The following is a 24,422-nucleotide window of genomic DNA, read 5'->3' as shown; positions in this document are numbered from 1 at the left end:
TGTCGGCGCAATGGCACGAGGCGGCTGCACACACGGCGTACCGGGCCGCCCGCGTTCGCGGGCGGCGACGGCAGAATATGCGTTGGCGCTCCTACCGCTCCGGCCGAAACGGCGTCGGATCGACGTAAGGCTTGTCGCCGTCCATCAGCTCGGCGGTCATGCGTCCGGTCGCCGGGCCCAGGGTGAAGCCTTGATGGCCATGCCCGAAATTGAGCCACAACGAACGGTGGCGCGGCGCGCGACCGATCACAGGCAGCATGTCCGGCATGCAGGGGCGGGTGCCGAACCACGGTTCGGCCTCCACCGGGTTGCCGAGTTTGACGAGGGTGCGCGCGGCGGCTTCGGCCTTCTTGAGTTGCACGGGCGTGGCGGGGGCATCGGCCCCGGTCAGCTCGGCGCCGGTGGTGATACGCAGGCCCTGGCGCATTGGCGCCAGCACATAGCCGAAGGCGCCGTCCATCACCGGCCGCAGCAATTCGGCGCCGCCGGCATAATGACGGTGATAGCCGCGCTTGCGCACCATGGTGAAGCGGTAGCCGAAGCGGCGCAGCAGGATCGGCGACCACGGTCCGAGGGCGACCAGCGCGGCGGAAGCTGTCAGAGGACCGTCGGCGCTGTCGATGCGCCAGCCGGCGCCGTCGGGCTCGAGCGAAGCCGCATCGCCGCGCAGAATGCGGCCGCCCTCGCGCAGGAACAGCTCCGCATAGGCTTTGACCAGCGCGCCGGGGTCGCTCACCGTCCAGGGGTCTTCCCAATGGATCGCGCCGGCGCCGCCGTTGATCAGGCCCGGTTCGGCCTGACGCAGCTGCGCCGGCGTGAGCGCGGAAAAGCGCACGCCGTAGCGATCGCGGTTCACCGCGGCGATGGCGAGGGCCGCTTCGAGCGCCTTGGCGGTGCGGTGGAGCAGGAAGAAGCCCTCGCGGCGAACGAGGGCGCCGGCGCCGGCATCCTGGATCAGGCCGTCATGGGTCGGCAGCGCCTGGGCGATCAGGGTCGCATAGGCATCGGAAATCGCGCGGTGGCGCGCCGGCATCGAGTGCCACCAGTAGCGGATCAGGGCATTCACATGGCTCGGCAGCGCCGTGGCGCGATAGCGGACATCATTGGTGAGGCCGGCGGCGATCGACGCCAGCGAGGCGATATCGCGCGGCATCGCATAGGGCCGCACCGCCTCGCTCTGGATGATGCCGGCGTTGCCGTAGCTCGTCTCGCGGCCGGGCTCGTTGCGGTCGATGATCACCACCGACCAGCCGCGACGTTGGAGGTGAATGGCGGAAGAGACGCCGACCATGCCGGCGCCGAGGATGATGACACTTTTCATGGCAGATCAGATGGGATCCGGATGTCTCGGCCCAAGGTCGAGAGAAGCGAGAAGGGCAGCTCGGGAGGAGGTTTCTCGGAGCCGGCGATGGCATGGTTATATTCAAGAATCGCGCCAAAAGGCCAACCGGATTCCGGCCGGAATCCCTCCGCGGTTGCCGTGGCTGGAAGGCATGGTGGCGTCCGAGGCCGCGTGTCGCAGCTCGGTTGCCGCGCGGCGCCGAACTTCCGTCGCGGTCCTCGCGAGTCCGACAATCTCGTTGAATCCCTTGGGGATGCCGCGGCGCGGTGCCGCTCAATACAGCTTGCGAAAGACAGGGACTTGGCGGCATAGTTCGCCACTGCCTGTCCCGGGCGAGACGCTCGCCGCAAGGGGCAGGCCCATCACATAAAGAACAATTGCCTCGCACGGCGGCACACCGTGAAATGAGGAAACGGGGGAATCGGCTTGTCTGACGAGTTTATTCTCGAGACCAGAGGTCTGACCAAGGAGTTCGCCGGCTTTGTCGCGGTCAGCGACGTCAATCTTCGCATCAAGCGCGGTAGCATTCACGCGCTGATCGGCCCGAATGGTGCCGGCAAGACCACCTGTTTCAATCTTCTGACCAAGTTTCTGACGCCGTCGCGCGGCCAGATTCTGTATCGCGGCCAGGACATCACCGCGCTCAAGCCGGCGGATGTCGCGCGCCTCGGCCTCGTCCGTTCATTCCAGATCTCGGCGGTATTCCCGCATCTGACGGCGCTGGAAAACGTGCGGGTGGCGCTGCAGCGCCAGCACGGCCAGTCGTTCGACTTCTGGCGCTCCAAGGCGGTGCTCAACCGCTTCAACGATCGTGCCCGCGAACTGCTCGACGATGTCGGGCTGAGCGCCTTCGCCGATACCCAGGCCGTGGAGATGGCCTATGGCCGCAAGCGGGCGCTGGAGATCGCCACCACGCTGGCGCTCGATCCTGACATGATGCTGCTCGACGAGCCGATGGCCGGAATGGGCCATGAGGACATCGACAAGATCGCAGCGCTGATCAAGCGTATCTCCGCCAAATACACCATCGTCATGGTCGAGCATAATCTCAACGTGGTGGCCAACCTGTCCGACACGATCACCGTGCTGACCCGCGGCCGCGTTCTTGCCGAAGGCGATTATGCCGACCTGACCAAGGACGAGCGCGTCAAGGAAGCCTATCTGGGAGCGGGTCATGCTTGATCGTCCGTCCGCCGCGCCGACGCCCGCCGGCGACAAGACCGGCAATGTCGTGCTCGAGGTCGAGAACCTGCAGGCGTGGTACGGCGAGTCCCACGTCCTTCACGGCATCAATTTCAACGTCCGCGAGGGCGAGGTGGTGACGCTGCTCGGCCGCAACGGGGCGGGCAAGACCACTACCTTGAAGTCGGTGATGGGCATCATCGGCAAGCGCTCGGGCTCGGTGCGCTTCAACGGCCGCGAGATCGCGCGCGCCTCGTCGGACAAGATCGCCCGCATGGGCATCGCGATCTGCCCGGAGGAGCGGGGAATCTTCGCCAGCCTCGATGTCCGCGAGAACCTGATGCTGCCGCCGGCCGTGCGGTCCGGCGGGCTCTCCCTCGACCAGATCTTCGCGCTGTTTCCCAATCTAAAGGAGCGCCTGACCAGCCAGGGCACCAAGCTGTCCGGCGGCGAGCAGCAGATGCTGGCGATCGCCCGCATCCTGCGCACCGGCGCGCGCTTCCTGATGCTCGACGAACCGACGGAAGGCCTTGCCCCGGTGATCATCCAGCAGATCGGGCGGACGATCGCGCGGCTCAAGGCGGAAGGCTTCACCATCCTGCTGGTCGAGCAGAACTTCCGCTTCGCGTCGACGGTGGCGGACCGCTTCTACATCGTCGAGCATGGCAAGGTCATCGATGGCTTCGCCAATTCCGAACTGCAGGCCAATATGGACAAGCTGCATACTTATCTCGGCGTTTAGTGCTCGCTGCAGGGGTACGAACGTGGAATCGGGACACTGGTGCGGTGGATCTGACGGGCCACCGGGCGAAATTCAAAGGGAGAAATTTCATGCGTAAGACGCTTTCGATGCTGCTGCTGGGTACTGCAGTCGGGCTGTCGGCGATCTCCGCCGCCTACGCCCAGGACAAGACCGCCAAGATCGGCTCCCTGAGCGACCAGTCGAGCCTCTATGCCGATGTCGGCGGGCCCGGCTCGACGCTGGCTGCCCAGATGGCGGTGGAGGATTCCGGGCTGCTGGCCAAGGGCTGGAAGATCGACGTCATCGCCGGCGACCACCAGAACAAGCCGGACGTCGGCGGCAACATCGCCCGGCAGTGGCTCGACGTCGACAAGGTCGACGCCATCGTCGACGTTCCCAATTCCGGCGTGGCGCTGGCGGTCAACAACATCGTCAAGGAGAAGAACGCGGTCTATATCAATTCGGGCGCCGCGAGTTCCGATCTCACCAACGCCCAGTGCTCGCCCAATACCGTGCACTGGACCTACGACACCTACATGCTCGCGCACGGCACCGGCGGCGCCCTCGTCAAGGCGGGTGGCGACACCTGGTTCTTCCTCACTGCCGACTACGCCTTCGGCGCGGCGCTGGAGCGCGATACCACCGCGGTGGTGACCGCCGCCGGTGGCAAGGTGGTCGGTGGCGTCAAGCATCCGCTCAACACCTCGGACTTCTCGTCCTTCCTGCTGCAGGCCCAGGCCTCCAAGGCCAAGATCATCGGCCTCGCCAATGCGGGCGGCGATACCACCAACTCGATCAAGCAGGCCGCCGAGTTCGGCATCGTCTCCGGTGGCCAGAAGCTCGCGGCACTGCTGCTCTTCATCAGCGACGTCAACGCCCTCGGCCTCAACGTCGCCCAGGGACTGAACTTCACCGAGACCTTCTACTGGGATCTCAACGACGGCACCCGGGCCTTCTCCAAGCGCTTCTCCGAGCGCATGAAGAACAAGCAGATGCCGACCATGGTTCATGCCGGCGTCTACGCCGGTGTACTGCATTATCTCAAGGCGCTGGATGCGCTGGGCGGCAATCCTCATGACGGCGCCAAGGTGGTCGCCAAGATGAAGGAGATGCCGACCAACGATCCGCTGTTCGGCAAGGGCTCGATCCGCGCCGACGGCCGCAAGATCCATCCGGCTTACCTGTTCGAGGTCAAGAAGCCGTCGGAATCCAAGGCGCCGTGGGACTACTACAAGCTGGTGGCGACCATCCCGGCGGACCAGGCCTTCACGCCGCTGTCCGAGAGCAAGTGCCCGCTGGTGAAGAAGTAACGGCCCGCTCGCGGCGGCCGGCGCGATGACGCATCAGGCCGGCCGCCTTCGCGTATGAAAGACTGAACCACATGCAAGCCCTTTTCGCCCAGCTTCTGGTCGGACTGATCAACGGCTCCTTCTACGCGCTGCTGAGTCTCGGCCTCGCCGTGATCTTCGGCATGCTCAACATCATCAATTTCGCCCACGGCGCGCTCTACATGATGGGCGCGTTCGTCGCCTATTTCCTGCTGCAGTATCTCGGCATCGGCTATTGGTGGGCGCTGCTGCTCGCGCCGATCGCGGTCGGCCTGTTCGGCGTGGTGCTGGAGCGCACCATGCTGCAGTGGCTGACCGGGCTCGACCACCTCTACGGGCTGCTCCTGACCTTCGGCATGGCGCTGATCATTCAGGGGGTATTCCAGAACTATTTCGGCTCTTCGGGCCTGCCTTACGCCATCCCGGACGCGCTCAGGGGCGGCGTCAATCTCGGCTTCATGTTCCTGCCGGTCTATCGCGCCTGGGTCGTCATCTTCTCGGTCGTGGTGTGCCTGGCGACCTGGTTCCTGATCGAGCGGACCCGGCTCGGCGCCTATTTGCGCGCTGCCACCGAAAACCCGACGCTGGTCCGCGCCTTCGGCATCAACGTGCCGCGCATGATCACGCTGACCTACGGTTTCGGCGTGGCGCTGGCGGCGCTCGCCGGCGTGCTGTCGGCGCCGATCAACCAGGTCCGGCCCTTGATGGGCGCGGACCTGATCATTGTCGTCTTCGCCGTGGTCGTCATCGGCGGCATGGGATCGATCATGGGATCGGTCATCACCGGTTTTGCCCTCGGTATCGTCGAGGGGCTGACCAAGTATTTCTATCCCGAGGCCTCCAACACCGTCGTCTTCGTGCTGATGGTTCTGGTGTTGCTGGTGAAGCCGACGGGACTGACGGGACGGGCCACCTGACATGACTTCCATCACCGACAACGCCGCTCCCGTCCATCGCGCCGGCCGCGACGAAGTCGTCGCCTTCGCCATCATGGCGGCGGCGCTGATCGCGGTGCCGTTCACCGGCATCTATCCCTATTTTGTCATGCAGGCGCTGTGCTTCGCGCTGTTCGCCTGCGCCTTCAATCTCCTGATCGGCTATGGCGGGCTGTTGTCCTTCGGTCACGCCATGTTCCTCGGCACCGCCGGCTATGTCACCGCGCATGCGTTGAAGGTCTGGGCGGTGGCGCCGGAGATCGGCGTGCTGGTCGGCATGGCCGCCGCCTGCGCGCTCTCGGTCGTGACCGGGCTGGTGGCGATCCGTCGCCAGGGCATCTATTTCGCGATGATCACGCTGGCGTTGTCGCAACTGCTCTATTTCCTCTACCTGCAGACACCGTTCACCCACGGCGAGGACGGCATCCAGGGCGTGCCCCAGGGCCGGATGTTCGGGATCCTCAATCTAGCCGACACCACCACGCTGTATTACGTGGTGCTGGGCGTGTTTCTGCTGGCCTTCCTCCTGATCTTCCGCATCATCAATTCGCCGTTCGGCGAGGTGCTCAAGTCGATCCGCGAGAACGAGCAGCGCGCGATCTCGCTCGGCTACAAGACCGACCAGTACAAGCTGCTGGCCTATATCCTGTCGGGCACGCTGGCCGGGCTCGCCGGCTCGCTCAAGATCTTCGTCGCCCAGAACGCCTCGCTCACGGACGTGCACTGGTCGATGTCGGGCGAAGTGGTGCTGATGACGCTGGTCGGCGGTCTCGGCACGGTTTTCGGTCCGGTGGTCGGCGCTTTCGTCATCATCGCCATGCAGCAGTATCTCGCCCAGTTCGGCCAGTGGGTCACGGTGATCCAGGGGAGCATCTTCGTGATCTGCGTGCTGACCTTCCGTCGTGGGGTGATCGGCGAGATCGGCCAATACTTCAAGCGCTCGCTCTGAGGGCGGTAACGCCCGGCGGCGGCGGGAGGCGAGGGCCGTCCTTCGCGGCTCCGGCATGATATTTCCTTGGCGATTCGACATCGCGCCGCCCGGCCGGTCATCGTTTATCCACATCGCCGGCCCGGCGGAGACCCCGCCGGGCCCTGGCCTGTTGCCGGGCGGCGTCTAATGACCGATATGTGACGCCCGGCCGCAGCTGGCCGGGGCTTCCCGGGGGACACCGGCGGGGCAGTTGCAGCGGGGGCTCCGTGGCGGGGCCGGAGGATGGACGTCAATGCTGAGCTGGTTCAAGGCGCTGCTGCCCCACGAGGCGCAGTTTTTCGAGCTGTTCGCCGAGCATTCGCAAACCATCGTCCACGGTGCCGAGGCGCTGGAGGCCATGCTGCGCGGCGGTGACGACGTGCCGGCCTGGTGCCAGAAGGTCAATCAGTTCGAGCAGCAGGCCGACGACATCACCCGCCGGGTGCTCACGGCGGTGCGCCGCACCTTCATCACCCCCTTCGACCGCGTCGATATCAAGGACCTGATCACCTCGATGGACGACGCCATCGACCAGATGCAGCAGACCGCCAAGGCGGTGACGCTGTTCGAGGTGCGGCAATTCGAACCGCCGATGCGGGAGATCGGCACCATTCTGGTGGAATGCTCCAAGCTCGTCGGGAAGGCGCTGCCGCTGCTTCGCTCCATCGGCGACAACGTCACCACGCTGATCGCCATCACCGAGGAGCTGACCAAGCTGGAGGGCAGGGTGGACGATCTGCACGACATCGGCCTGAAGGAGCTCTTCCTCAAGCACCGCACCGCCAACACCATGGATTACATCGTCGGCGCCGAGATCTACGACCACCTCGAAAAGGTCGCCGATCGCTTCGACGATGTCGCCAACGAGATCAGCAGCATCGTCATCGAGCAAGTTTGACGTGGACGCGACCCTCTCGCTTCCGTTCCTGATCGGCCTGATCGGCGTCGCGCTGCTGTTCGACTTTCTCAACGGCCTGCACGACGCCGCCAATTCCATCGCCACCATCGTCTCGACGAGGGTGCTGCGGCCGCAATATGCGGTGTTGTGGGCGGGGTTCTTCAACTTCATCGCCTTCCTGTTCTTCGGCCTGCATGTCGCCACCACGCTGGGCACCGGGATCATCGATCCCGGCATCGTCGATCCCCAGGTGATCTTCGCCGCGCTGGCCGGCGCCATCGTCTGGAACATCGTGACCTGGGGCCTCGGCATTCCCTCGTCGAGCTCCCATGCCCTGATCGGCGGCCTGATCGGCGCCGGCTTCGCCAAGGCCGGCCTCGGCGCCATGGAGTGGACCGGCCTGAGCAAGACCGTGCTCGCCATCGTGCTCTCGCCGCTGCTCGGTTTCCTGCTCGCCCTGGTGCTGGTCGCGGTGGTGTCCTGGCTGTCGGTGCGCTCGACGCCGTTCGCGGTCGACCGCGCCTTCCGCACCCTGCAGTTCGTCTCGGCCTCGCTCTATTCCCTCGGACACGGCGGCAACGACGCCCAGAAGACCATGGGCATCATCGCGGTGCTGCTCTATTCCCAGGGCTATCTCGGCAGCACGTTCGCGGTGCCGTTCTGGGTGGTGATCGCCTGCCAGACCGCCATGGGGCTCGGCACGCTGTTGGGCGGCTGGCGGATCGTCCGCACCATGGGCAGCCGCATCACCCGTCTGACCCCGATGCAGGGCTTCTGCGCCGAGACCGGCGGCGCCGTCACCCTGTTCCTGGCGACCTGGCTCGGTGTCCCGGTCTCCACCACCCACACCATTACCGGCGCCATCGTCGGGGTGGGCGCGGCGCGCCGCACCTCGGCGGTGCGCTGGAACGTGGCAAGTTCGATCGTGGTGGCCTGGGTGATCACGATCCCGGCGTCCGCCTTCGTGGCCTTCGCCAGTTCCCTGATCGTTTCGGCGCTGCGCTGACGACAAGGCCCCATCTTGGGCCCGAACCCTTGATCCGGCCGCGTTTTCTTGCGACACGCATGCCGCCATGTCCGAAATCGTTTTGACCCAGGAAGCGCCGTCAGGCCCGCTCGCCGCCGAAGTGGCGCGGCGGCGGACCTTCGCCATCATCTCCCACCCCGACGCCGGCAAGACCACGCTGACGGAGAAGCTGCTGCTGTTCGGCGGCGCCATCAATCTCGCCGGTCAGGTCAAGGCCAAGGGCGAGCGCCGCAACACCCGTTCGGACTGGATGAAGATCGAGCGCGAGCGCGGCATTTCCGTCGTCACCTCGGTCATGACCTTCGAATTCGAGGGGCTGGTCTTCAACCTGCTCGACACGCCGGGCCACGAGGACTTCTCCGAGGACACCTACCGGACGCTGACCGCGGTCGATTCCGCGGTGATGGTGATCGACGCCGCCAAGGGCATCGAGGCGCGGACCCGCAAGCTGTTCGAGGTCTGCCGGCTGCGCGACATTCCGATCATCACGTTCATCAACAAGATGGACCGCGAGAGCCGCGATCCGTTCGACCTGCTCGACGAGATCGAGAAGACGCTGGCGCTCGATACCACGCCGATGACCTGGCCGGTCGGCCGCGGCCGTGATTTCGTCGGCACCTACGACATCGCCACCGGCGGCATCCGCCTGCTCGAGGGCGGCGGGGCCAAGACCGGCGCGGCCGAGCAGATCGCCATCGCCGATCTCGCCGCGCGCAACCCCAACCTCGACGCCGCGGCGATCGAGGACGAACTTGCCCTGGTTACCGAGGCCTGCAAGCCGTTCGACCTCACGGCCTTCCGCGAGGGCCACCTGACTCCGGTCTATTTCGGCAGCGCGCTACGCAACTTCGGCGTCGGTGACCTGCTGGAGGGGCTCGGCCGCTACGCGCCGCCGCCGCGCGCCCAGGACAGCAACCTGCGCAAGGTCGAGGCCGACGAGCCGAAAATGACCGCCTTCGTCTTCAAGATCCAGGCCAATATGGATCCAAATCACCGGGATCGCATTGCATTTGCAAGGCTTTGCTCTGGAAAGCTCACGCGCGGCATGAAGGCGAGGCTAAGCCGCACCGGCAAGCCCATGAGCCTGTCGGCGCCGCAGTTCTTCTTCGCCCAGGACCGTGCCCTGGCGGAGGAGGCCTTCGCCGGCGACGTCGTCGGCATTCCCAACCACGGCACGCTGCGCATCGGCGACACCCTGACCGAGGGCGAGGAGCTGACCTTCGTCGGGGTGCCGAGCTTCGCGCCGGAAATCCTGCGCCGGGTCCGGCTCACCGACGCCATGAAGGCCAAGAAGCTGAAAGAGGCGCTGCAGCAGATGTCCGAGGAGGGCGTCGTCCAGGTGTTCCGACCGCGCGACGGCTCGCCCGCCCTGGTCGGCGTCGTCGGCCAGCTCCAGCTCGACGTGCTGAAAGCGCGGCTCGATGCCGAATACGGCCTGCCGGTCGATTTCGAGATCAGCGAATTCTCGCTGGCGCGCTGGATCTCGGCGGCCGACCGCAAGCAGCTCGACGCCTTCGTCAACACCAACGGCTCGGGGGTCGCCGAGGACGTCGACGGCGACCTCGTGTTCCTGGCGAAGAACCAGTTCTATCTCGACTATACCCGCGAGCGCTCCGAGGGCATCGTCTTCCAGAACGTCAAGGACGTGAAGAAGAAGGGCTGAGCGCAGGTCTGACGCAGGCTTGAATTGCGCTTCCGCCGGGCGCTCCTACCTGTCGGGGATGGAGACCGGATCCCCGATGCCGTCCTTGCGCCTGGTCGCATTTCTGCTCGCGCTCGTCCTCGCGACCTCCGCGGCCGCGAGGGTGCGCCGGCCGCCGCCCGATCCCAGCCCGTTCGCCCATGCGCCCTGCAGCGTCCTCGACAATCGGCCGTGCACGCCGAGCGTCTGCAGCCCGCTCGAGCGCGGGCCCTGCAGCCCCGAGATCGACTATCCGATCGGCCAGGACCTGCACCTCACGGTGCTGAGCGTGCCGGCGGACACCGACGCGGCGGGATACCAGCGGCCCGACCACGACCTCGACACCATCTCCGACCTGTTCGCCATGCTGCGCTCGTGCTGGGCACCGCCGGACGGCGAGGCGGCACGGCCCGGGATGGAACTGGCGGTGCGCTTCAGCCTCAGACGCGACGGCAGCCTGATCGCGCCGCCACGCGTGACCTATGCGACGCCGCAGGCGCCGAAATCGGCGCGCGACGACTACCGGCAGGCGGTATCGCGGTCGCTCGGCCATTGCGCGCCGCTGCCGCTGTCGAAAGGCCTCGGCGGCGCCATCGCCGGCCGGCCGATCATGGTGCGCTATGTCGACAACCGCAGCGAGGCGAACGGCACGGAGCGGAAATCGGCGCAGCCGTGAGGCCGCGCCGGTCCGTGACATGGGTTACCGGTCCGACTTCCGGATGCGCTGACTAATTCCGTACGATCATGCTCGGCCATTCAAGGTCGTCGTTGTTGAACACAACGTCTGCTGTCGCTGCCGGTGCGCAGAGTTTCTCGTACAGATCAAAAGCTGGTCGGTACCTCGTCGCATAGAGCTGGCTTGCGGCCTCGATGCCGCCCAACGCGCCGGCGTCACGCTGGATGCCCCTTTGCTCGCAGCGTTGCTGCGAAGCCAGAACAAAGATGACGAAGTCCCATCCATCGACGAGCTCAGGGCGCTGAAGAAATGTTCCATCAACAATGAGAACGGCATCGGTGGGCGCGGTCTGAGCCGGCTGATCGAGAGGGCAATCATTCGCCAGGTCAAATGAGGCGGTGCGATATCGGCGATCTCCGTCCGGCCCGAGCGGATCCAGGAGCAGTCGCCTCACGGCCAAGAGATCGCGTGAATCATAGTAATATCCCTCGGGGGAATGCCGGCCGCGCGCATAGCGTTCGGCCTTTGGCCGATGAAAACCGTCGATCGACGTTCGGATGACCGGCCCGCCAGCCCGTTCTACCAACGCAGCAATCTCATTCGAGAAGGTCGTTTTCCCGGACGCCGTGCGGCCATCTACCGCTACGCGTAGTGGTCGCCCGATCGTCTTGTCGGCGATAAACGAGGCGAGCGTGGCCAACAACTCCCTTCGCGCAACAGGGGGGCTGCGATCGCAAGACTGGTTCGACATGTTCATTCGCTGCGAATGCCGAAAAGTTGGGCTCACTTGTTTGGAGTCAAATTCGCACGGAAGCGAGTTGAACGAAAGCAACGAACACGGTGGCGCGGAGCAGAAACCGGCGCAGCCGTGAGGCCGCGCCGGTGGTTTGGATCTGCCGGGCTTACTTCGCCTTGAGGAAGTCGCCGACCTCGAGCAGCACCATCTCGTTGTCGTCGGCCTTGTTGGGCTCGCGGCTCGACGAGAACGGCAGGTTGTTGTCGTTGCCGACGATGATGTGGGTCGGATCGACGACGTCGACATTCTCGATGGTGAAGAACGGGAAGGTCAGCACGCCATTGTTGAGCGGCTTGCGGGCCTTCTTGTCCGGGTCCTGGATCTTCATCAGGTCGATATAGCCGATCTTGCGCACGGCCTTGCCGACATTGGCGTCGGAAAGCTCGATCTTGTAGACGCGCTTGAACTTGGCGAGATCCGGGAAACAGTCGGCGCCGCGCACGCCGCTCGCGCAGGCCTTGTCGGCGGTGCCTTCGCCGTTGTCGCGCTCGATGACGAGGCCGGTGGTGCCGTCGATGATGTTGAAATCGCCGATGGCGTTGCCGTTGGCTTCGAAGCGGTAGTACCAGAAGCGGCCGGTGAATTTCTGCGCGGCGACGTCGAATTCGAGGATGCGCGAGGCCTCGTTGCCGTCCTGCCTCTCGAAGTCCTTCTTGTCGGCGTCCCACAGCGGCCCCTCGAGCAGGCCGTAGAGGAACTTGCCGTCCTTGCTGGCGGCGAAGCCCTCATAGCCCTTGGAGCGGCGCAGGTTGACGTTGGTGTAGGTCAGGCCCGGCGCGCCCGGCGAGGCAGCGGCATAGTGATCGGGCGAGCGCACCGGCTTGCCGTCGGCGAGCGTCTCGAACACCGCCTGGATCTTGCCGGTGAGGTCGGCCTTGATGACGTAGGGGCCGAATTCGTCGCCGATCCACAGCGTGTCGCCGATGATCTGGAAGCCTTCGGTGTCGAAATCGGCGCCGGTGAGATAGCGCTTCCCGGTGCCTTCATGGACGATGCGGAACGGCACCTTCTTGTCAGGGTCGTGCAGGAAGATGGTGCCGAGATGGGTCCATTTGCCGCTCGCGAAGTCGATGGTCCAGTGATTGAGGTAGAGCATCGAGTCCGGCGAATTGGCCTTCGCGCCCATGCCGTTGTCGGTGATGATCCAGAACGAGCCGTCGCTCATCACCTTGATGCCGGAATGACCCTGCAGCGGCTGGCCCTTGAACGGCAGCTTGACGCCGGTGTCGCGCTCGTAGGACTTGCCCATCACCGAGCCGATCGCCTCATTGCGTTTGCCGGTGGTGTACTTGCCCGAGGTCTTGAGATCGACGGGCGCGTCGGCCGGGGCGTCGATGAAGCTCTCGGCCGGCAGCACGGCATGGCCAGCGAGCTTCGCCGGGAATTCCTGCTGGGCGAGAGCGGGCGCGGCGAGGGCAAGGCTCAGCGCGGCGCTGGTGAGAAGGGTCGTGGTGAAGGTGTTGCGGATCATGGCGGCCCCGTGGGTGGTGGAACCGGGCCTTTGTGGGGACCTTGCATGACGGAGCCATTACGGCGCCATGGCGGCGCGATGAAAGCCGCCGTCCGCGACTGCAGGTCGCGGACCTTTGGCCCTCGGGCAGCTCTACTTCGCCGCCGCGATCGGATCGAGCCCGGTCTTCTTGAGGACCGGCGCGGCAGCCGGCGAGGCGAGGAAGGCGATCAGGGCGCGGCCGGCGTCGGGCTCGCGGGCGCCGCTGGCGAGCGCCGCCGAGAACATCGTGATCTTCTGCACCGGCTCGGGAAGCGGGCCGACGAGATCGACGCCAGAGACCGCCAGCAGCTCGCTGACCTGCTGGAAACCGAGTTCGCTGTCGCCGCGGGCGACGCCCCTGGCCACCGGCTCGGCCGGAATCTTTTTCGCCTTGTCCTTCATCTCTTCGGCGATGCCAAGCTTGGCGAACAGTTCGGTGCCGACATAGACGCCGCTGGCGCTGTCGGAATAGGCCACCGACTTGGCCGCGAGCAGGGTCTTCTTGAGCGCCTCGGGCGTCGAGATGTCGGGCTTCGGCGCGCCGGCCCGCACGGCCATGCCAATTGGCGAGCGCGCGATGTCGACGCGGCTGTCCCTGATCACCTTGCCGTCATCGATCAGCCTGCCGAGCGCATCGCCCACCATGATCAGCACGTCGGCCTGCTCGCCGCGGGTGAGCCGCACCGGGATCGCATTCTGCGTGGTGCCCATGGAGGGACCGTAGGCCGTCACCACGGTGTGGCCGGTCATGCGCTCGAATTGCGGCACCAGCTCCTTGTAGGCGGCGCTCACCCCGCCGGAGATCATCACCTTGATCTCGGCAGCGCCGGCGACCGAGCTGGCGGCAAGCAGCAGAACGGTCGCGCCGAACAGCGCGCGCAGCAACGGCTTCATGGATGGTCCTCCCGAATTTGCTTCTTATGTGTCGTCGATCAGTTGATGCGGATCTCGCTGGCCTTGATGACGTCCGCCCACAGCTTCTTCTCGGCCGCCATGCGCGCCTTGACCTCTTCCGGGGTCGAGGGCACCGGCTCGATCAATTGGGTGCGGAGCTTCTCGCGCACCTCGCTCTTGCGCAGCGTCTCGCCGACCTCGGCATTGATCCTGGCGATGATCGCGGGCGGCGTGCCGGCCGGCGCGATCAGCGCGTTCCAGGCATCGGATTCGACGTCGACGCCGCTCTCCTTCAGCGTCGGCACGTCCGGCAGGAAAACCGAACGCTTGGGCGTCGTCACCGCCAGGATCTTCACCGCGCCGGAGGCGAGCTGCGGCGTCACCGCGATCGCCGCCACGCAGGCGGCCTGGACGTCGCCGCGGATCACGGCGGTGACCGCCTGGGGCGAGCTGCCGTATGGCACATGGACCATCCGGCCGCCACCGGCCTTCTGGCCGATCGCCTCCATGCAGAGCTGCGACAGCGAACCGGCCCCGATCGAGGCGTAGCTGAACTTGCCGGCATCCTTCTTCAGGAGCGCGACGAATTCGGCGACGGAATTGACGCCGAGGCTCGTCGGCACCACCAGCACGCTCGGCAGCGCCGTCAGCATGGTGATCGGTGCGATGTCGCGATCGGGATCGTAGGGCAGCTTCGAGAACAGCAGGGCGTTGATCGCGAGCGGTCCGCCGAGGCTGATGCCGATGGTCGAGCCATCGGGCTCGGCCCTGGCGACGACGTCGGTGCCGGTGTTGCCGGAAGCTCCGGGCTTGTTCTCGACGATGAAATTGATGCCGGGATGACGGGCCTGCAGATCCTCGGCGAGGACACGGCCGACCATGTCAGGGGTCGATCCCGGTGCGAAGGGCACGATGATCCGCACCGATCTGGTCGGCCAATCCTGCCCGGCGGTGTGTCCGGCCGTCTGTGCGGCAAGCGGTGCGGTGGCCAGCAGCAGCAGGGCGATGGCGGCGGAGGCAGTCTTGATCATGATGCGGGGAGTCTCTCGCAAGGCGGTTGTCGGTTCTGGTCGGCGGCGGCCGTGAGGCGCATCGTCCCGGCCGGTGCAAGGCGGGTTTGGCGTTGGCCGGCCCGCGTCAAGGTGATAGCGGAACGCGTGGCGGGCGGACTATAACAAGCCGCCCGCGGGGGACAAACGTGTCGCAATCCCAGGTGGGTGGAAAACGGATCAACTGCGGCCCGGACCGGCGGGGGTGAAACCATGGGACTTGCGGGACTTGTATTGGGGCTGGCGCTGTTCATCGGTTCTCACGGACTGACCACGAAGCGCGAGCTGCGGGCCGATCTGATCAAGAAGTTCGGCGAGAGCGCCTACAAGATCGTCTATTCGCTGGTCTCGCTCCTCGCCGTCGTGCTGATCGCCTGGGGCTTCGCCGATTATCGCGCGACCGGCTGGATCGACGTCTGGCATCCGCCGGCATTCATGAAGCACGTCACCATCGGCCTGATGCTGCCGGCGGCGATCATGCTGGTGGCCTCCTATCTGCGCGGCAAGATCTATACCGCGCTCAAGCATCCGATGCTGGCGTCGGTGAAGCTGTGGGCGGTGGCGCATCTGCTCTCCAATGGAGACCTCGGCAGCATCATCCTGTTCGGCGGCTTCCTCGGCTGGGCGGTCTATGACCGGATTTCGCTCAAGCACCGCAGCGATCCCGGCGGTCCGCCGATCCCGGTGGGCGGCGTCACCAACGACATTCTCGCCGTCGTCGTCGGCACCGTCGTCTATCTGGCGCTGGGCTTCGTCTTCCATCCGGTGGTGATCGGCGTCCGCGTCTTCGGAGCGTAGTTCAAGATGTCCGTGCAAACGACCGTCCGCCGGCTGACCGCGCCGGACCTCCGCGCCCGCAAGGGCGGCGATCCGATCGTGATGCTGACTTCCTATCACGCCCATACCGCCGCGCTGGTCGACCGCTATTGCGACGCCATCCTGGTCGGCGATTCCCTCGGCAACGTCATGCACGGCTTCGAGACCACGGTGCCGGTGACGCTCGAGATGATGATCCTGCAGGGCCGCGCGGTGATGCGCGGCTCGAAGCGGGCGCTGGTCGTCGTCGACATGCCGTTCGGTTCCTACGAGGCCTCGCCCGAACAGGCTTTTCACGCCGCGGCGCGCATCCTCAAGGAAACCCAGTGCGGCGCGGTCAAGCTCGAAGGCGGCGCGCGCATGGCGCAGACCATCTCCTTTCTCGCCGAACGGGGCGTGCCGGTGATGGCCCATATCGGCCTGACCCCGCAGTCGATCAACACGCTCGGCTCGTTCCGCGCCCAGGGGCGGGACGAGGCGGACGCGGCGCGGATCGAGAATGACGCCCGGGCGGTGTCGGCGGCCGGCGCGTTCTCGGTCGTGATCGAGGCCGTGGCCGAGCCGCTGGCGCGGCGCATCACCGAAGTCATCAGCATCCCGACGATCGGTATCGGCGCCAGCGCCGCCTGCGACGGCCAGGTGCTGGTGCTCGAAGACATGCTCGGCCTGTCGGAGAAGGTGCCGAAATTCGTCAAGCGCTACGGCAATCTCGGCCCCGAGATCGAGAAGGCGATCGAGGGCTATGCCAGCGAGGTGCGGGCGCGGGTCTTCCCCGGGCCGGAGCATGTCTACCGGGGCAAGTAGGCGCTGTAACACGTTGAAACGGCAGGCTTTGCCTTGCCTCCGCCATACCGATGGGGTATCGCCGCCCGGCAGCGGGACGCGGAGCGCCAGGGGCGAGCGCCGTCCGGCCTGGGGTGGGAAGTCTTCAAGTGTCTGAATTATTTAATGAAGTCGACGAGGAGCTGCGCCGCGAGCAGCTCAAGAAGCTGTGGGACCGCTATTCGCTCCTGATCATCGGCGCCGCGATTCTGATCATCGCCGGCGTCGCCGGCTGGCGCGGCTATCAATATTACGAGGCCAAGCACGCCGCCGAGGCGGGGGCTGCCTTCGAGGCGGCAGCGACGCTGGCGGAAGACAACAAGCACGCCGAGGCCGAAGCCGCCTTCACAAAGCTCGCGACCGAGGCGCCGCGCGGCTACCGCACCCTGGCGCGGCTGCGCGCCGCGGCCGAGCTCGCGACCCACGACCGCGATGGCGCGGTCAAGCAGTTCGACGCCATCGGCGCCGATTCGGGCGTCGGCCAGCCGGAACAGGACCTCGCCAAGGTCCGGGCCGCGGGCCTCCTGGTCGATACCGCACCGTTCGACGAGATTCGCCAGCGCCTCGAGCCGCTCACCGCGGCCGGCCGCACCTTCCGCCACAGCGCGCGCGAGCTGCTCGCCCAGTCCGCCTGGAAGGCCAGCGACGCCTCCGCCGCGCGCCAGTGGGTGGACCTGATCATGACCGATGCCGAGACGCCGGCCAGCATCCGCAACCGCGCCGAGGCGCTGCAGGCCCTGCTGCCACCGGTCGCCAAGAGCTGAGCCGACCGAACAACGAGTAATCAAATTGCGAGCAGCCAACCGCATGATCCGCGCCCGACGCCTGATCGCCGCCTCCGTCCTGATCTCCCTCGCCGGCGTTCTCGCCGGCTGCAGCGGCGGCATGAGCAGCTTCGATCCGACCGATTTGCTGGACTTCATGGACACCAAGAAGAAGCTGCCGGGCGAGCGCAAGCCGGTCTTCCCCGAGGGCGTGCCGGGCCTCGAGCAGGGCGTGCCGAAGGAATTGTATAAGGGTGCGGTGGAAGAGCAGCAGCAACAGCAGGCCGCCGCAGCCGCCGCGGAAGCGGCGAAGGCAGCGCCGGAGTCCAAGCCGAAGAAGACCCGGCGTGCGGCGAAGCACCATGCGGCGCCGGCTGCGGCCACTTCTGCCGAGCCCGCCGCCGATGGCGACGCCGCCGCGGCGCCTGCTCCCAAGCCCGCCAAACGCCAGCGCGCCAGCGCCCCGGCGCCGGCCCAGGATCAGCCGCAGGCTGCGCCCGCCCAGCAGAGTGCTTTCCCCGCGCCGCTGCCGAGCGGTAGCTTCAACCACTGACCGCCGCGACCGACTTCGCCGTCTGACCTGCGCGGTTGACAGCGCCCGCAGAACGGGCGAACGGATCGGTCATGTCCTTCACCTTCGCCATCATCGGCCGGCCCAACGTCGGCAAGTCGACCCTGTTCAACCGTCTGGTCGGCCAGAAGCTCGCCCTGGTCGACGACCAGCCCGGCGTGACGCGTGACCGCCGCGAAGGCGAGGGCCGCCTTGGCGACCTGCGGTTCACCGTGGTCGACACCGCCGGCCTCGACGAGGGCCCCCGCGGCTCGCTGACCGCGCGCATGCAGGAGCAGACCGAAACGGCGATCGCCGCCGCCGACGCCCTGCTGTTCGTCATCGACGCCCGGCTCGGCCTGACCCCGGCCGACCGCAGCTTCGCCGATCTGGCTCGCCGCGCCGGCAAGCCGGTGGTGCTGCTCGCCAACAAGGCCGAGGGCAAGCATGGCGAGGTCGGTGCCATGGAATCCTATGCCCTCGGGCTTGGCGATCCGGTGCAGATTTCGGCCGAGCACGGCGAGGGCCTGAGCGATCTCTACGACGCGCTGCAGGCGCTGATGCCGCCGCCGGAGCGCGAGGAGGATTTCGAAGAGGAGGCCGACGAGGCCGAGGAGGGCGGGCCGCCCCGGCCGATCCGCGTCGCCATCGTCGGCCGTCCCAATGCCGGCAAATCGACCCTCATCAACCGCCTGCTCGGCGAGGAGCGGCTGCTGACCAGCGCCGAGGCCGGCACCACGCGCGATTCCATCTCGGTCGATCTCGACTGGGATGGCCGGCCGTTCCGCATCTTCGATACCGCCGGGCTGCGCCGGCGCTCGCGCATCGACGAGAAGCTGGAGAAGCTCTCGGTGGCCGACACGCTGCGCGCGGTGCGCTTCGCCGAGGTGGTGGTGCTGATGATGGACGCCCAGATCCGCTTCGAGGAGCAGGATCTGCGCATCGCCGACCTGATCGAGCGCGAGGGCCGCGCCCTGGTCATCGCCGTCAGCAAGGCGGATCTGATCGGCCGCCAGGCCAATCTCCTGAGTTCGCTGCGCCACGACACCGATCACTGGCTGCCGCAGGTCAAGGGCGTGCCGCTGGTGGTGGTCTCGGGGGTGACCGGCGAGGGCATCGATCGCCTGATGGCGACGATCGGCGAGGCCTATGCGGTGTGGAACCGCCGCGTGCCGACCAGTGCCCTCAACCGCTGGTTCGAGCAGGCGACCTCGGCCAATCCGCCGCCGGCGGTGTCGGGCCGGCGGTTGCGGCTCAACTACATCACCCAGACCAAGGCACGGCCGCCGAGCTTCGTGGTGTTCTGCACCCGCGCCGACGCGGTGCCGGAGTCCTACCTGCGCTATCTCACCAACAGCATGCGCGCCGCGTTCGATCTGCCCGGCACCCCGATCCGCATCACGCTGCGCGAGAAGGCCAATCCGTTCGCCCACAAGGCCAGGCGGAAATCCTGAACAGGCGCGCGCCGGCCTTGGTTTGAGCCCCAAATCAGGGCGCCGGCGGGCGAAAATTCATCAGAGTCTTAGTGGGATAGTCGTAAAACCTGCCGTTCTCCATGAAGGACGGCAGGCACAGCGGCACGATGAATTCGGCCGCCTGCTCCGGCGTGTCGAGCGTCATCGGGTCTTCGCCCGGCATCACGGTCGCCCGCATCCTGGTGCGGATCGGTCCCGGATTGAACAGGTTGACGCGGATCGCGGTGGTCGCGGTCTCGTTCGCCCAGACCCGGGCCAGGGTCTCGACGCCGGCCTTGGAGACCGCATAGGGGCCGAGATAGGCGGTGGCCTTGCTGGCCGCGCCCGAGGTGATGAACACCGCCCGGCCGGCGTCGGAGGCGCGCAGCAGCGGCTCCATGCAGCGCACCAGCTGGAAGTTGGCGGTGAGGTTGATGGCGATGACGTCGTTCCACGGCTTGAGATCGATATGGCCGAGCGGCGACGACGGGCCGGCGATGCCGGCATTGCCGACCAGCACGTCGAGACGGCCATGGCGCTCATGGAGCGCGGCGCCGAGCCGGGCGATGCCGTCGGCATCGGTGAGGTCGAGGGGCACAAGGGTGGCAGCGCCGCCGAGGCCGCGGATCTCGTCGTCGAGTTCCTCGAGCCCGCCCACGGTGCGCGCAACGGCCACGACGTGGGCGCCGGCGGCGGCAAGCGCCTTGGCGGTGGCGCGGCCGATGCCGCGCGAAGCTCCGGTGACGAGGGCGATGCGGGAGGCGAGGGGCTTGGTCATGATCTGCACACGGCGGCCGGAGTTGATGGCGGCCAGTTACGTGGCGGGCGGCGGGGTGTCAACGCCGCCGCCGCGCTCCTCCCGTGTGCCGACCCGGGCGATACGCTCGTCTCGGCTCGGCCTGGCTCAGCTCGCTTCGGCGAGCAGCGAGAGCTGGCGTGGCGTGGTCTCGGTGTGGTTCTGGTCGGTGAGCGGGGTCGGATAGTCGCCGGTGAAATAGTGGTCGGTGAATTTGGGATGGGCCGGGTCGCGTCCGGGCTCGCCCATGGCGCGGTAAAGTCCGTCCACCGTCAGGAAGGCGAGGCTGTCGCAGCCGATCAGGTCGCGCATTTCTTCGATGGTGCGGGTCGCCGCCAGAAGATGCGCCCGGTCCGGCATGTCGATGCCGTAGAAATCGGGATGGGTGATCGGCGGCGAGGCGATGCGGAAATGGACCTCGCGGGCGCCGGCCTCGCGCATCATCTTCACGATCTTCTTGGAGGTGGTGCCGCGCACCAGCGAATCATCGATCAGGACGATGCGCTTGCCCTCGATCGCAGCGCGGTTGGCGGAATGCTTCATGCGCACGCCGAGCTCGCGGATGCTCTGGGTCGGCTGGATGAAGGTGCGGCCGACATAGTGATTGCGGATGATGCCGAGCTCGAAGGGCACGCCGGAATGCTGGCTGTAGCCGATCGCCGCGGGCACGCCGGAATCCGGCACCGGGACGATCACGTCGGACTCGACATGGCTCTCGCGCGCGAGTTCGGCGCCGATCGCCTTGCGCACGTCGTAGACCGGGCGGCCGCCGAGCACCGAGTCCGGCCGGGCGAAATAGATGTATTCGAACAGGCAGGGCCGCGGGTCCTGGGGCGGGAAGGGCTTGTGGCTCTGCACCCCGCTCTCGTCGAAGACGATGACCTCGCCGTTCTCGATGTCGCGGATGTATTTGGCGCCGATGATGTCGAGGGCGCAGGTCTCCGAGGCGAGGATCGGGCAGCCGTCGAGTTCGCCGAGCACCAGCGGCCGGATGCCGAGCGGGTCGCGGGCGCCGACCAGCTTCTTGTTGGTGAGCGCCACCAGCGAATAGGCGCCTTCGATGGCGCGCAGCGCCTCGATGAAGCGGTCGATGAAGTGGTTGCGCTTGGACTGGGCGACGAGATGCAGGATCACCTCGGTGTCGGTGGTCGACTGCATCATGGCGCCGCCGCGCACCAGTTCGCGGCGCAGGGTGAGGCCGTTGGTGAGATTGCCGTTGTGGCCGACGGCGAAGCCGCCGGCGTTGAGCTCGGCGAACAGCGGCTGCACGTTGCGCAGAATGGTTTCGCCGGTGGTCGAATAGCGCACGTGGCCGACGGCGGCGGAGCCGGGCAGGCGCTCGATCACCTCGCGGCGGGAGAAGGTGTCGCCGACGAGGCCGAGGCGGCGTTCGGAATGGAAGCGGCCGCCGTCGAAGGACACGATGCCGGCGGCTTCCTGGCCGCGGTGCTGCAGGGCGTGCAGGCCGAGCGCGGTGATCGCCGCGGCCTCGGGGTGGCCGAAGATGCCGAACACGCCGCATTCCTCGCGCAGCGTGTCGCCGTCGAGGTCCTTGTCGATCATGATGCTTTCGGGAAAGCTTCGGTTAAGGCTGTCAGGGCGGGGGCCGAGGTCCCGGGCAGGAGTGTCGCCGGAGGGGTCCTGCATCTCGTCCATCGTGCCTCTCTCCACCGGAGCTGAAGTCCGGCAACCTTTCGCATCCTGGGCGCCTTGTAGCGCCCGCCAGCCGTCACCGTCCAGACGCCTCTGGTTCTTGAGAACTCCTCAGAAGCGCAAAGCCCCTCGGAAGAGCAGAACCTCCTCAAAAGCCGATCGCCCCGGCAGGCCGCTACCGGGCCGCCTTGCCGCCGTCGATCAACTGCTTGAGGCCGTCACGAGCCGATTTCGCATAGCCGCCGGCATCGGTCCCGCCGGTCGGGCGGGGATCGGGAGCCGCGTCACTCTGCTCCTCGTCCGTTTTCGGCTTCTTGAACCTCTTCAAGATGGTGTTCTCGGGGTCATCCGGCAAGAGCGACATCAGCCAATCGCCGGTTCCTTGCAGCACCACCCTGGATTTCGCCGAACGGACCCAATCGGGCTGCTGCTTCTCGGGGACCAGCCAGACGAAGAACAGGAAGGCGACGACGATGATCAGGAGGCCGCGGGCGAGACCGAACAGGAAGCCGAGGGTCCGGTCGAGCGCGCCGATCCGCGAATCCAGCACCATGTCCGAGATCCGCACCGTGACGATCGAGACGACGATCAGGGTGCCGATGAAGACGCCGGCCACCACCGCGATGGCGGCGATGGTATCGTTGTTGAAATAGGTCTTGGCGGTCGGCAGCAGCTTGTTGAAGGCATAGAGCGTCGTCAGGGCGGCGGCGCCCCAGGCGGCGATCGACAGGATCTCGCGCATGAAGCCGCGGATCATCGCCAACAGGCCCGACAGCAGCATCACCGCGAGAACAATGAGATCGAGAAGCGTAATCGGCATCGGCTGGTCAGGTCCGCTCTTGCATTCCAATTCCCGGGCGAATCGGTTCCGCAGGCTTTAGCCAGATGACGGTGATCGCACCGCCCCTGCAAGGCCCAAGAAGACGACGCCCAACCGCAGCAACGTTGCCGAGGCACCCGGCCGGCCGCAGCCGTTCGAGTCCTCGATCGCCGCCTGGCCGATCCGTCTCGGTTCCTGATCGCCGCGATACCCGACCGTCTGGGCGGGCGCGTGGCAACCGCCCGGGGGGTGTATAGCGGCGGCGGCGGCCAGCGTCATCCGCCGTTCAGGCCTCGCTCCGGCGGATTTTCGCCGGTGTGGCATTTTTTCCAGCGGCGGCACCACGCCCGGCGCCGCGGGCCGCGATATCGGCGACGAGACTGGTGAGCGAGCCGACGGTGGTCAGCGAAAGGCCGCCATCGGCGGTCGCCTCGCCGCGGGCGGTCTCCGGCAGCACCGCGCGGCTGAAACCGAGCTTGGCGGCTTCCTTGAGCCGTGCCGCGGTCTGCGCCACCGGGCGCACCGCCCCCGATAGCGAGATTTCGCCGAAATGGACCGCGTCGGGCGGCAGCGGCGCGTTGGCCAGCGACGACACCAGCGCCGCGGCGGCGGCGAGATCTGCCGCCGGTTCCTGGATGCGCAGCCCGCCGGCGACGTTGAGGTAGACGTCATGGCCGCCGAGCTTGACCCCGCAATGGGCTTCCAGCACCGCCAGCACCATGGACAGGCGGCTCTGGTCCCAGCCGACCACCGTCCGGCGCGGAGTGCCGAGCGAGGTCGGCGCCACCAGGGCCTGGAGTTCCACCAGCACCGGCCGGGTGCCTTCGATGCCGGCGAAGACCGCGGTTCCGGGGCTGCCGAGATCGCGCTCCGACAGGAACAGTTCCGAAGGGTTGGAGACCTCGCGCAGGCCGAGCCCGGTCATTTCGAAGACGCCGATCTCGTCGGTCGGGCCGAAGCGGTTCTTGACCGCGCGCAGGATGCGGAACTGCTGCGAGCCTTCGCCTTCGAAGGACAGCACCGCGTCGACCATATGTTCGACGACCCGCGGCCCGGCGATCTGGCCGTCCTTGGTGACGTGGCCGACCAGGATCAGCGCCGCGCCGGACTTCTTGGCGAACCGGATCAGCGCCTGGGCCGAGGCGCGCACCTGGGTGACGGTGCCCGGGGCGGATTCGACGGTGTCGGTCCACATGGTCTGGATCGAATCGATCACCACCAGCCGCGGCGTCGCTCCTTCCGACAAGGTGGCGATGATGTCCTCGACCGATGTTTCGGCGGCCAGCTGCACCGGGGCGCCGGCGAGGCCGAGGCGGGCGGCGCGCAGCCGCACCTGGGCGACCGCCTCTTCGCCGGAGATGTAGACCGATCGATGGCCGGCGCGCGCCATCAGGCTGGAGGCCTGGGTCAGCAGGGTCGACTTGCCGATGCCCGGGTCGCCGCCGACCAGCAGCACCGAGCCGCGGACAAAACCGCCTCCGGTGACGCGATCGAGCTCGGCGAGACCCGAGGGCAGCCGCGGCGCGTCATGGCTCTCGCCGGAAAGCGACTCGAGGGTGAAGGTGCGGCCCTTGCGTCGCGGCCGGATGCTCGCCGGCATCGTCGTGGCGCCGCTGACGTCTTCCTCGACCAGCGTATTCCATTCGCCGCAGGAGTCGCATTTGCCCTGCCAGCGATTGTAGGCGGTGCCGCAGTTCTGGCAGACGAAGCTCAGCGTGTTCTTGGCCATTGGCGC

Annotated in this window: 23 protein-coding genes; 14 read left to right on the top strand and 9 right to left on the bottom strand. The window is 66.9% G+C overall.

The window, feature by feature from the left end:
* Positions 1-91: 91 nt before the first annotated feature.
* Positions 92-1,321, bottom strand: a complete 1,230-nt coding sequence (locus DB459_RS23740) for an FAD-binding oxidoreductase (protein WP_253708727.1) — start codon at positions 1,319-1,321, stop codon at positions 92-94.
* Between the two features lie 447 nt (positions 1,322-1,768).
* On the opposite strand from DB459_RS23740, the gene DB459_RS23735 reads away from it, so the two are divergent.
* From DB459_RS23735 to DB459_RS23695, 9 genes are all read left to right on the top strand, one after another.
* A complete protein-coding gene (locus tag DB459_RS23735; protein ID WP_253708726.1) occupies positions 1,769-2,524 on the top strand; it encodes an ABC transporter ATP-binding protein in 756 nt (251 codons plus the stop codon).
* Positions 2,517-3,266, top strand: coding sequence for an ABC transporter ATP-binding protein (locus DB459_RS23730; RefSeq protein ID WP_253708724.1), 750 nt, complete (start codon positions 2,517-2,519; stop codon positions 3,264-3,266). The genes DB459_RS23735 and DB459_RS23730 overlap by 8 nt, the downstream gene beginning before the upstream one ends.
* Before the next feature lie 89 nt (positions 3,267-3,355).
* On the top strand, positions 3,356-4,576 hold the full coding sequence (locus DB459_RS23725; RefSeq protein ID WP_253708723.1) for an ABC transporter substrate-binding protein: 1,221 nt from the start codon (positions 3,356-3,358) through the stop codon (positions 4,574-4,576).
* A 71-nt stretch (positions 4,577-4,647) separates the two neighbouring features.
* On the top strand, positions 4,648-5,511 hold the full coding sequence (locus DB459_RS23720) for a branched-chain amino acid ABC transporter permease (protein ID WP_253708721.1): 864 nt from the start codon (positions 4,648-4,650) through the stop codon (positions 5,509-5,511).
* 1 nt (position 5,512) lies between these two features.
* Positions 5,513-6,478: a branched-chain amino acid ABC transporter permease gene (locus DB459_RS23715; RefSeq protein WP_253708719.1), complete on the top strand. Its 966-nt coding sequence runs from the start codon at positions 5,513-5,515 to the stop codon at positions 6,476-6,478.
* 274 nt (positions 6,479-6,752) lie between these two features.
* Positions 6,753-7,397 carry a DUF47 domain-containing protein gene (locus DB459_RS23710; protein ID WP_253708716.1) on the top strand — a complete coding sequence of 215 codons (645 nt, stop codon included), beginning with the start codon at positions 6,753-6,755 and terminating at the stop codon, positions 7,395-7,397.
* A 1-nt stretch (position 7,398) separates the two neighbouring features.
* On the top strand, positions 7,399-8,403 hold the full coding sequence (locus DB459_RS23705; RefSeq protein ID WP_253708713.1) for an inorganic phosphate transporter: 1,005 nt from the start codon (positions 7,399-7,401) through the stop codon (positions 8,401-8,403).
* Positions 8,404-8,470: 67 nt separating this feature from the next.
* Positions 8,471-10,087: a peptide chain release factor 3 gene (locus DB459_RS23700; RefSeq protein WP_253708710.1), complete on the top strand. Its 1,617-nt coding sequence runs from the start codon at positions 8,471-8,473 to the stop codon at positions 10,085-10,087.
* 76 nt (positions 10,088-10,163) lie between these two features.
* Positions 10,164-10,781, top strand: coding sequence for a hypothetical protein (locus DB459_RS23695; protein WP_253708708.1), 618 nt, complete (start codon positions 10,164-10,166; stop codon positions 10,779-10,781).
* Between the two features lie 52 nt (positions 10,782-10,833).
* Here the strand turns inward: DB459_RS23695 and DB459_RS23690 are convergent, their stop codons facing one another.
* The 4 genes from DB459_RS23690 to DB459_RS23675 form a co-directional block, all read right to left on the bottom strand.
* On the bottom strand, positions 10,834-11,481 hold the full coding sequence (locus tag DB459_RS23690) for a uridylate kinase (RefSeq protein ID WP_253708705.1): 648 nt from the start codon (positions 11,479-11,481) through the stop codon (positions 10,834-10,836).
* Positions 11,482-11,683: 202 nt separating this feature from the next.
* A complete protein-coding gene (locus tag DB459_RS23685) occupies positions 11,684-13,048 on the bottom strand; it encodes an esterase-like activity of phytase family protein (RefSeq protein ID WP_253708702.1) in 1,365 nt (454 codons plus the stop codon).
* Positions 13,049-13,180: 132 nt separating this feature from the next.
* Positions 13,181-13,963, bottom strand: a complete 783-nt coding sequence (locus DB459_RS23680) for an extracellular solute-binding protein (protein WP_253708700.1) — start codon at positions 13,961-13,963, stop codon at positions 13,181-13,183.
* Positions 13,964-14,001: 38 nt separating this feature from the next.
* Complete coding sequence (locus DB459_RS23675; protein ID WP_253708697.1) at positions 14,002-14,994, bottom strand: tripartite tricarboxylate transporter substrate binding protein; 993 nt, start codon at positions 14,992-14,994, stop codon at positions 14,002-14,004.
* Positions 14,995-15,225: 231 nt separating this feature from the next.
* Between DB459_RS23675 and DB459_RS23670 the strand changes: the two genes are divergently transcribed.
* From DB459_RS23670 to der, 5 genes are all read left to right on the top strand, one after another.
* On the top strand, positions 15,226-15,810 hold the full coding sequence (locus DB459_RS23670) for an NnrU family protein (protein WP_253708694.1): 585 nt from the start codon (positions 15,226-15,228) through the stop codon (positions 15,808-15,810).
* Between the two features lie 6 nt (positions 15,811-15,816).
* On the top strand, positions 15,817-16,632 hold the full coding sequence (gene panB / locus DB459_RS23665; protein WP_253708691.1) for a 3-methyl-2-oxobutanoate hydroxymethyltransferase: 816 nt from the start codon (positions 15,817-15,819) through the stop codon (positions 16,630-16,632).
* 128 nt (positions 16,633-16,760) lie between these two features.
* Entirely contained in the window at positions 16,761-17,414 is a 654-nt protein-coding gene (locus DB459_RS23660; protein ID WP_253708688.1) for a tetratricopeptide repeat protein, read from the top strand.
* A gap of 43 nt (positions 17,415-17,457) precedes the next feature.
* Complete coding sequence (locus tag DB459_RS23655) at positions 17,458-17,967, top strand: hypothetical protein (RefSeq protein WP_253708686.1); 510 nt, start codon at positions 17,458-17,460, stop codon at positions 17,965-17,967.
* A gap of 71 nt (positions 17,968-18,038) precedes the next feature.
* Positions 18,039-19,418: a ribosome biogenesis GTPase Der gene (gene der, locus DB459_RS23650; RefSeq protein ID WP_253708683.1), complete on the top strand. Its 1,380-nt coding sequence runs from the start codon at positions 18,039-18,041 to the stop codon at positions 19,416-19,418.
* A gap of 34 nt (positions 19,419-19,452) precedes the next feature.
* Here the strand turns inward: der and DB459_RS23645 are convergent, their stop codons facing one another.
* The 4 genes from DB459_RS23645 to radA form a co-directional block, all read right to left on the bottom strand.
* The gene (locus DB459_RS23645) at positions 19,453-20,196 is read right to left on the bottom strand and encodes an SDR family NAD(P)-dependent oxidoreductase (RefSeq protein WP_253708680.1); all 744 of its coding nucleotides are present in this window, start codon (positions 20,194-20,196) and stop codon (positions 19,453-19,455) included.
* Between the two features lie 126 nt (positions 20,197-20,322).
* Positions 20,323-21,861, bottom strand: a complete 1,539-nt coding sequence (gene purF / locus DB459_RS23640) for an amidophosphoribosyltransferase (protein WP_371927004.1) — start codon at positions 21,859-21,861, stop codon at positions 20,323-20,325.
* Positions 21,862-22,042: 181 nt separating this feature from the next.
* The gene (locus tag DB459_RS23635) at positions 22,043-22,687 is read right to left on the bottom strand and encodes a CvpA family protein (RefSeq protein WP_253708678.1); all 645 of its coding nucleotides are present in this window, start codon (positions 22,685-22,687) and stop codon (positions 22,043-22,045) included.
* Between the two features lie 286 nt (positions 22,688-22,973).
* Positions 22,974-24,416: a DNA repair protein RadA gene (radA, locus tag DB459_RS23630; RefSeq protein ID WP_253708676.1), complete on the bottom strand. Its 1,443-nt coding sequence runs from the start codon at positions 24,414-24,416 to the stop codon at positions 22,974-22,976.
* Positions 24,417-24,422 lie beyond the last annotated feature (6 nt).

This window comes from Bradyrhizobium sp. WD16 (assembly GCF_024181725.1).
In the GTDB taxonomy this organism is placed as follows: domain Bacteria; phylum Pseudomonadota; class Alphaproteobacteria; order Rhizobiales; family Xanthobacteraceae; genus Bradyrhizobium_A.
Note: the sequence above shows the minus strand (reverse complement) of the source record. Positions and strands in the feature narration are given on the sequence as shown.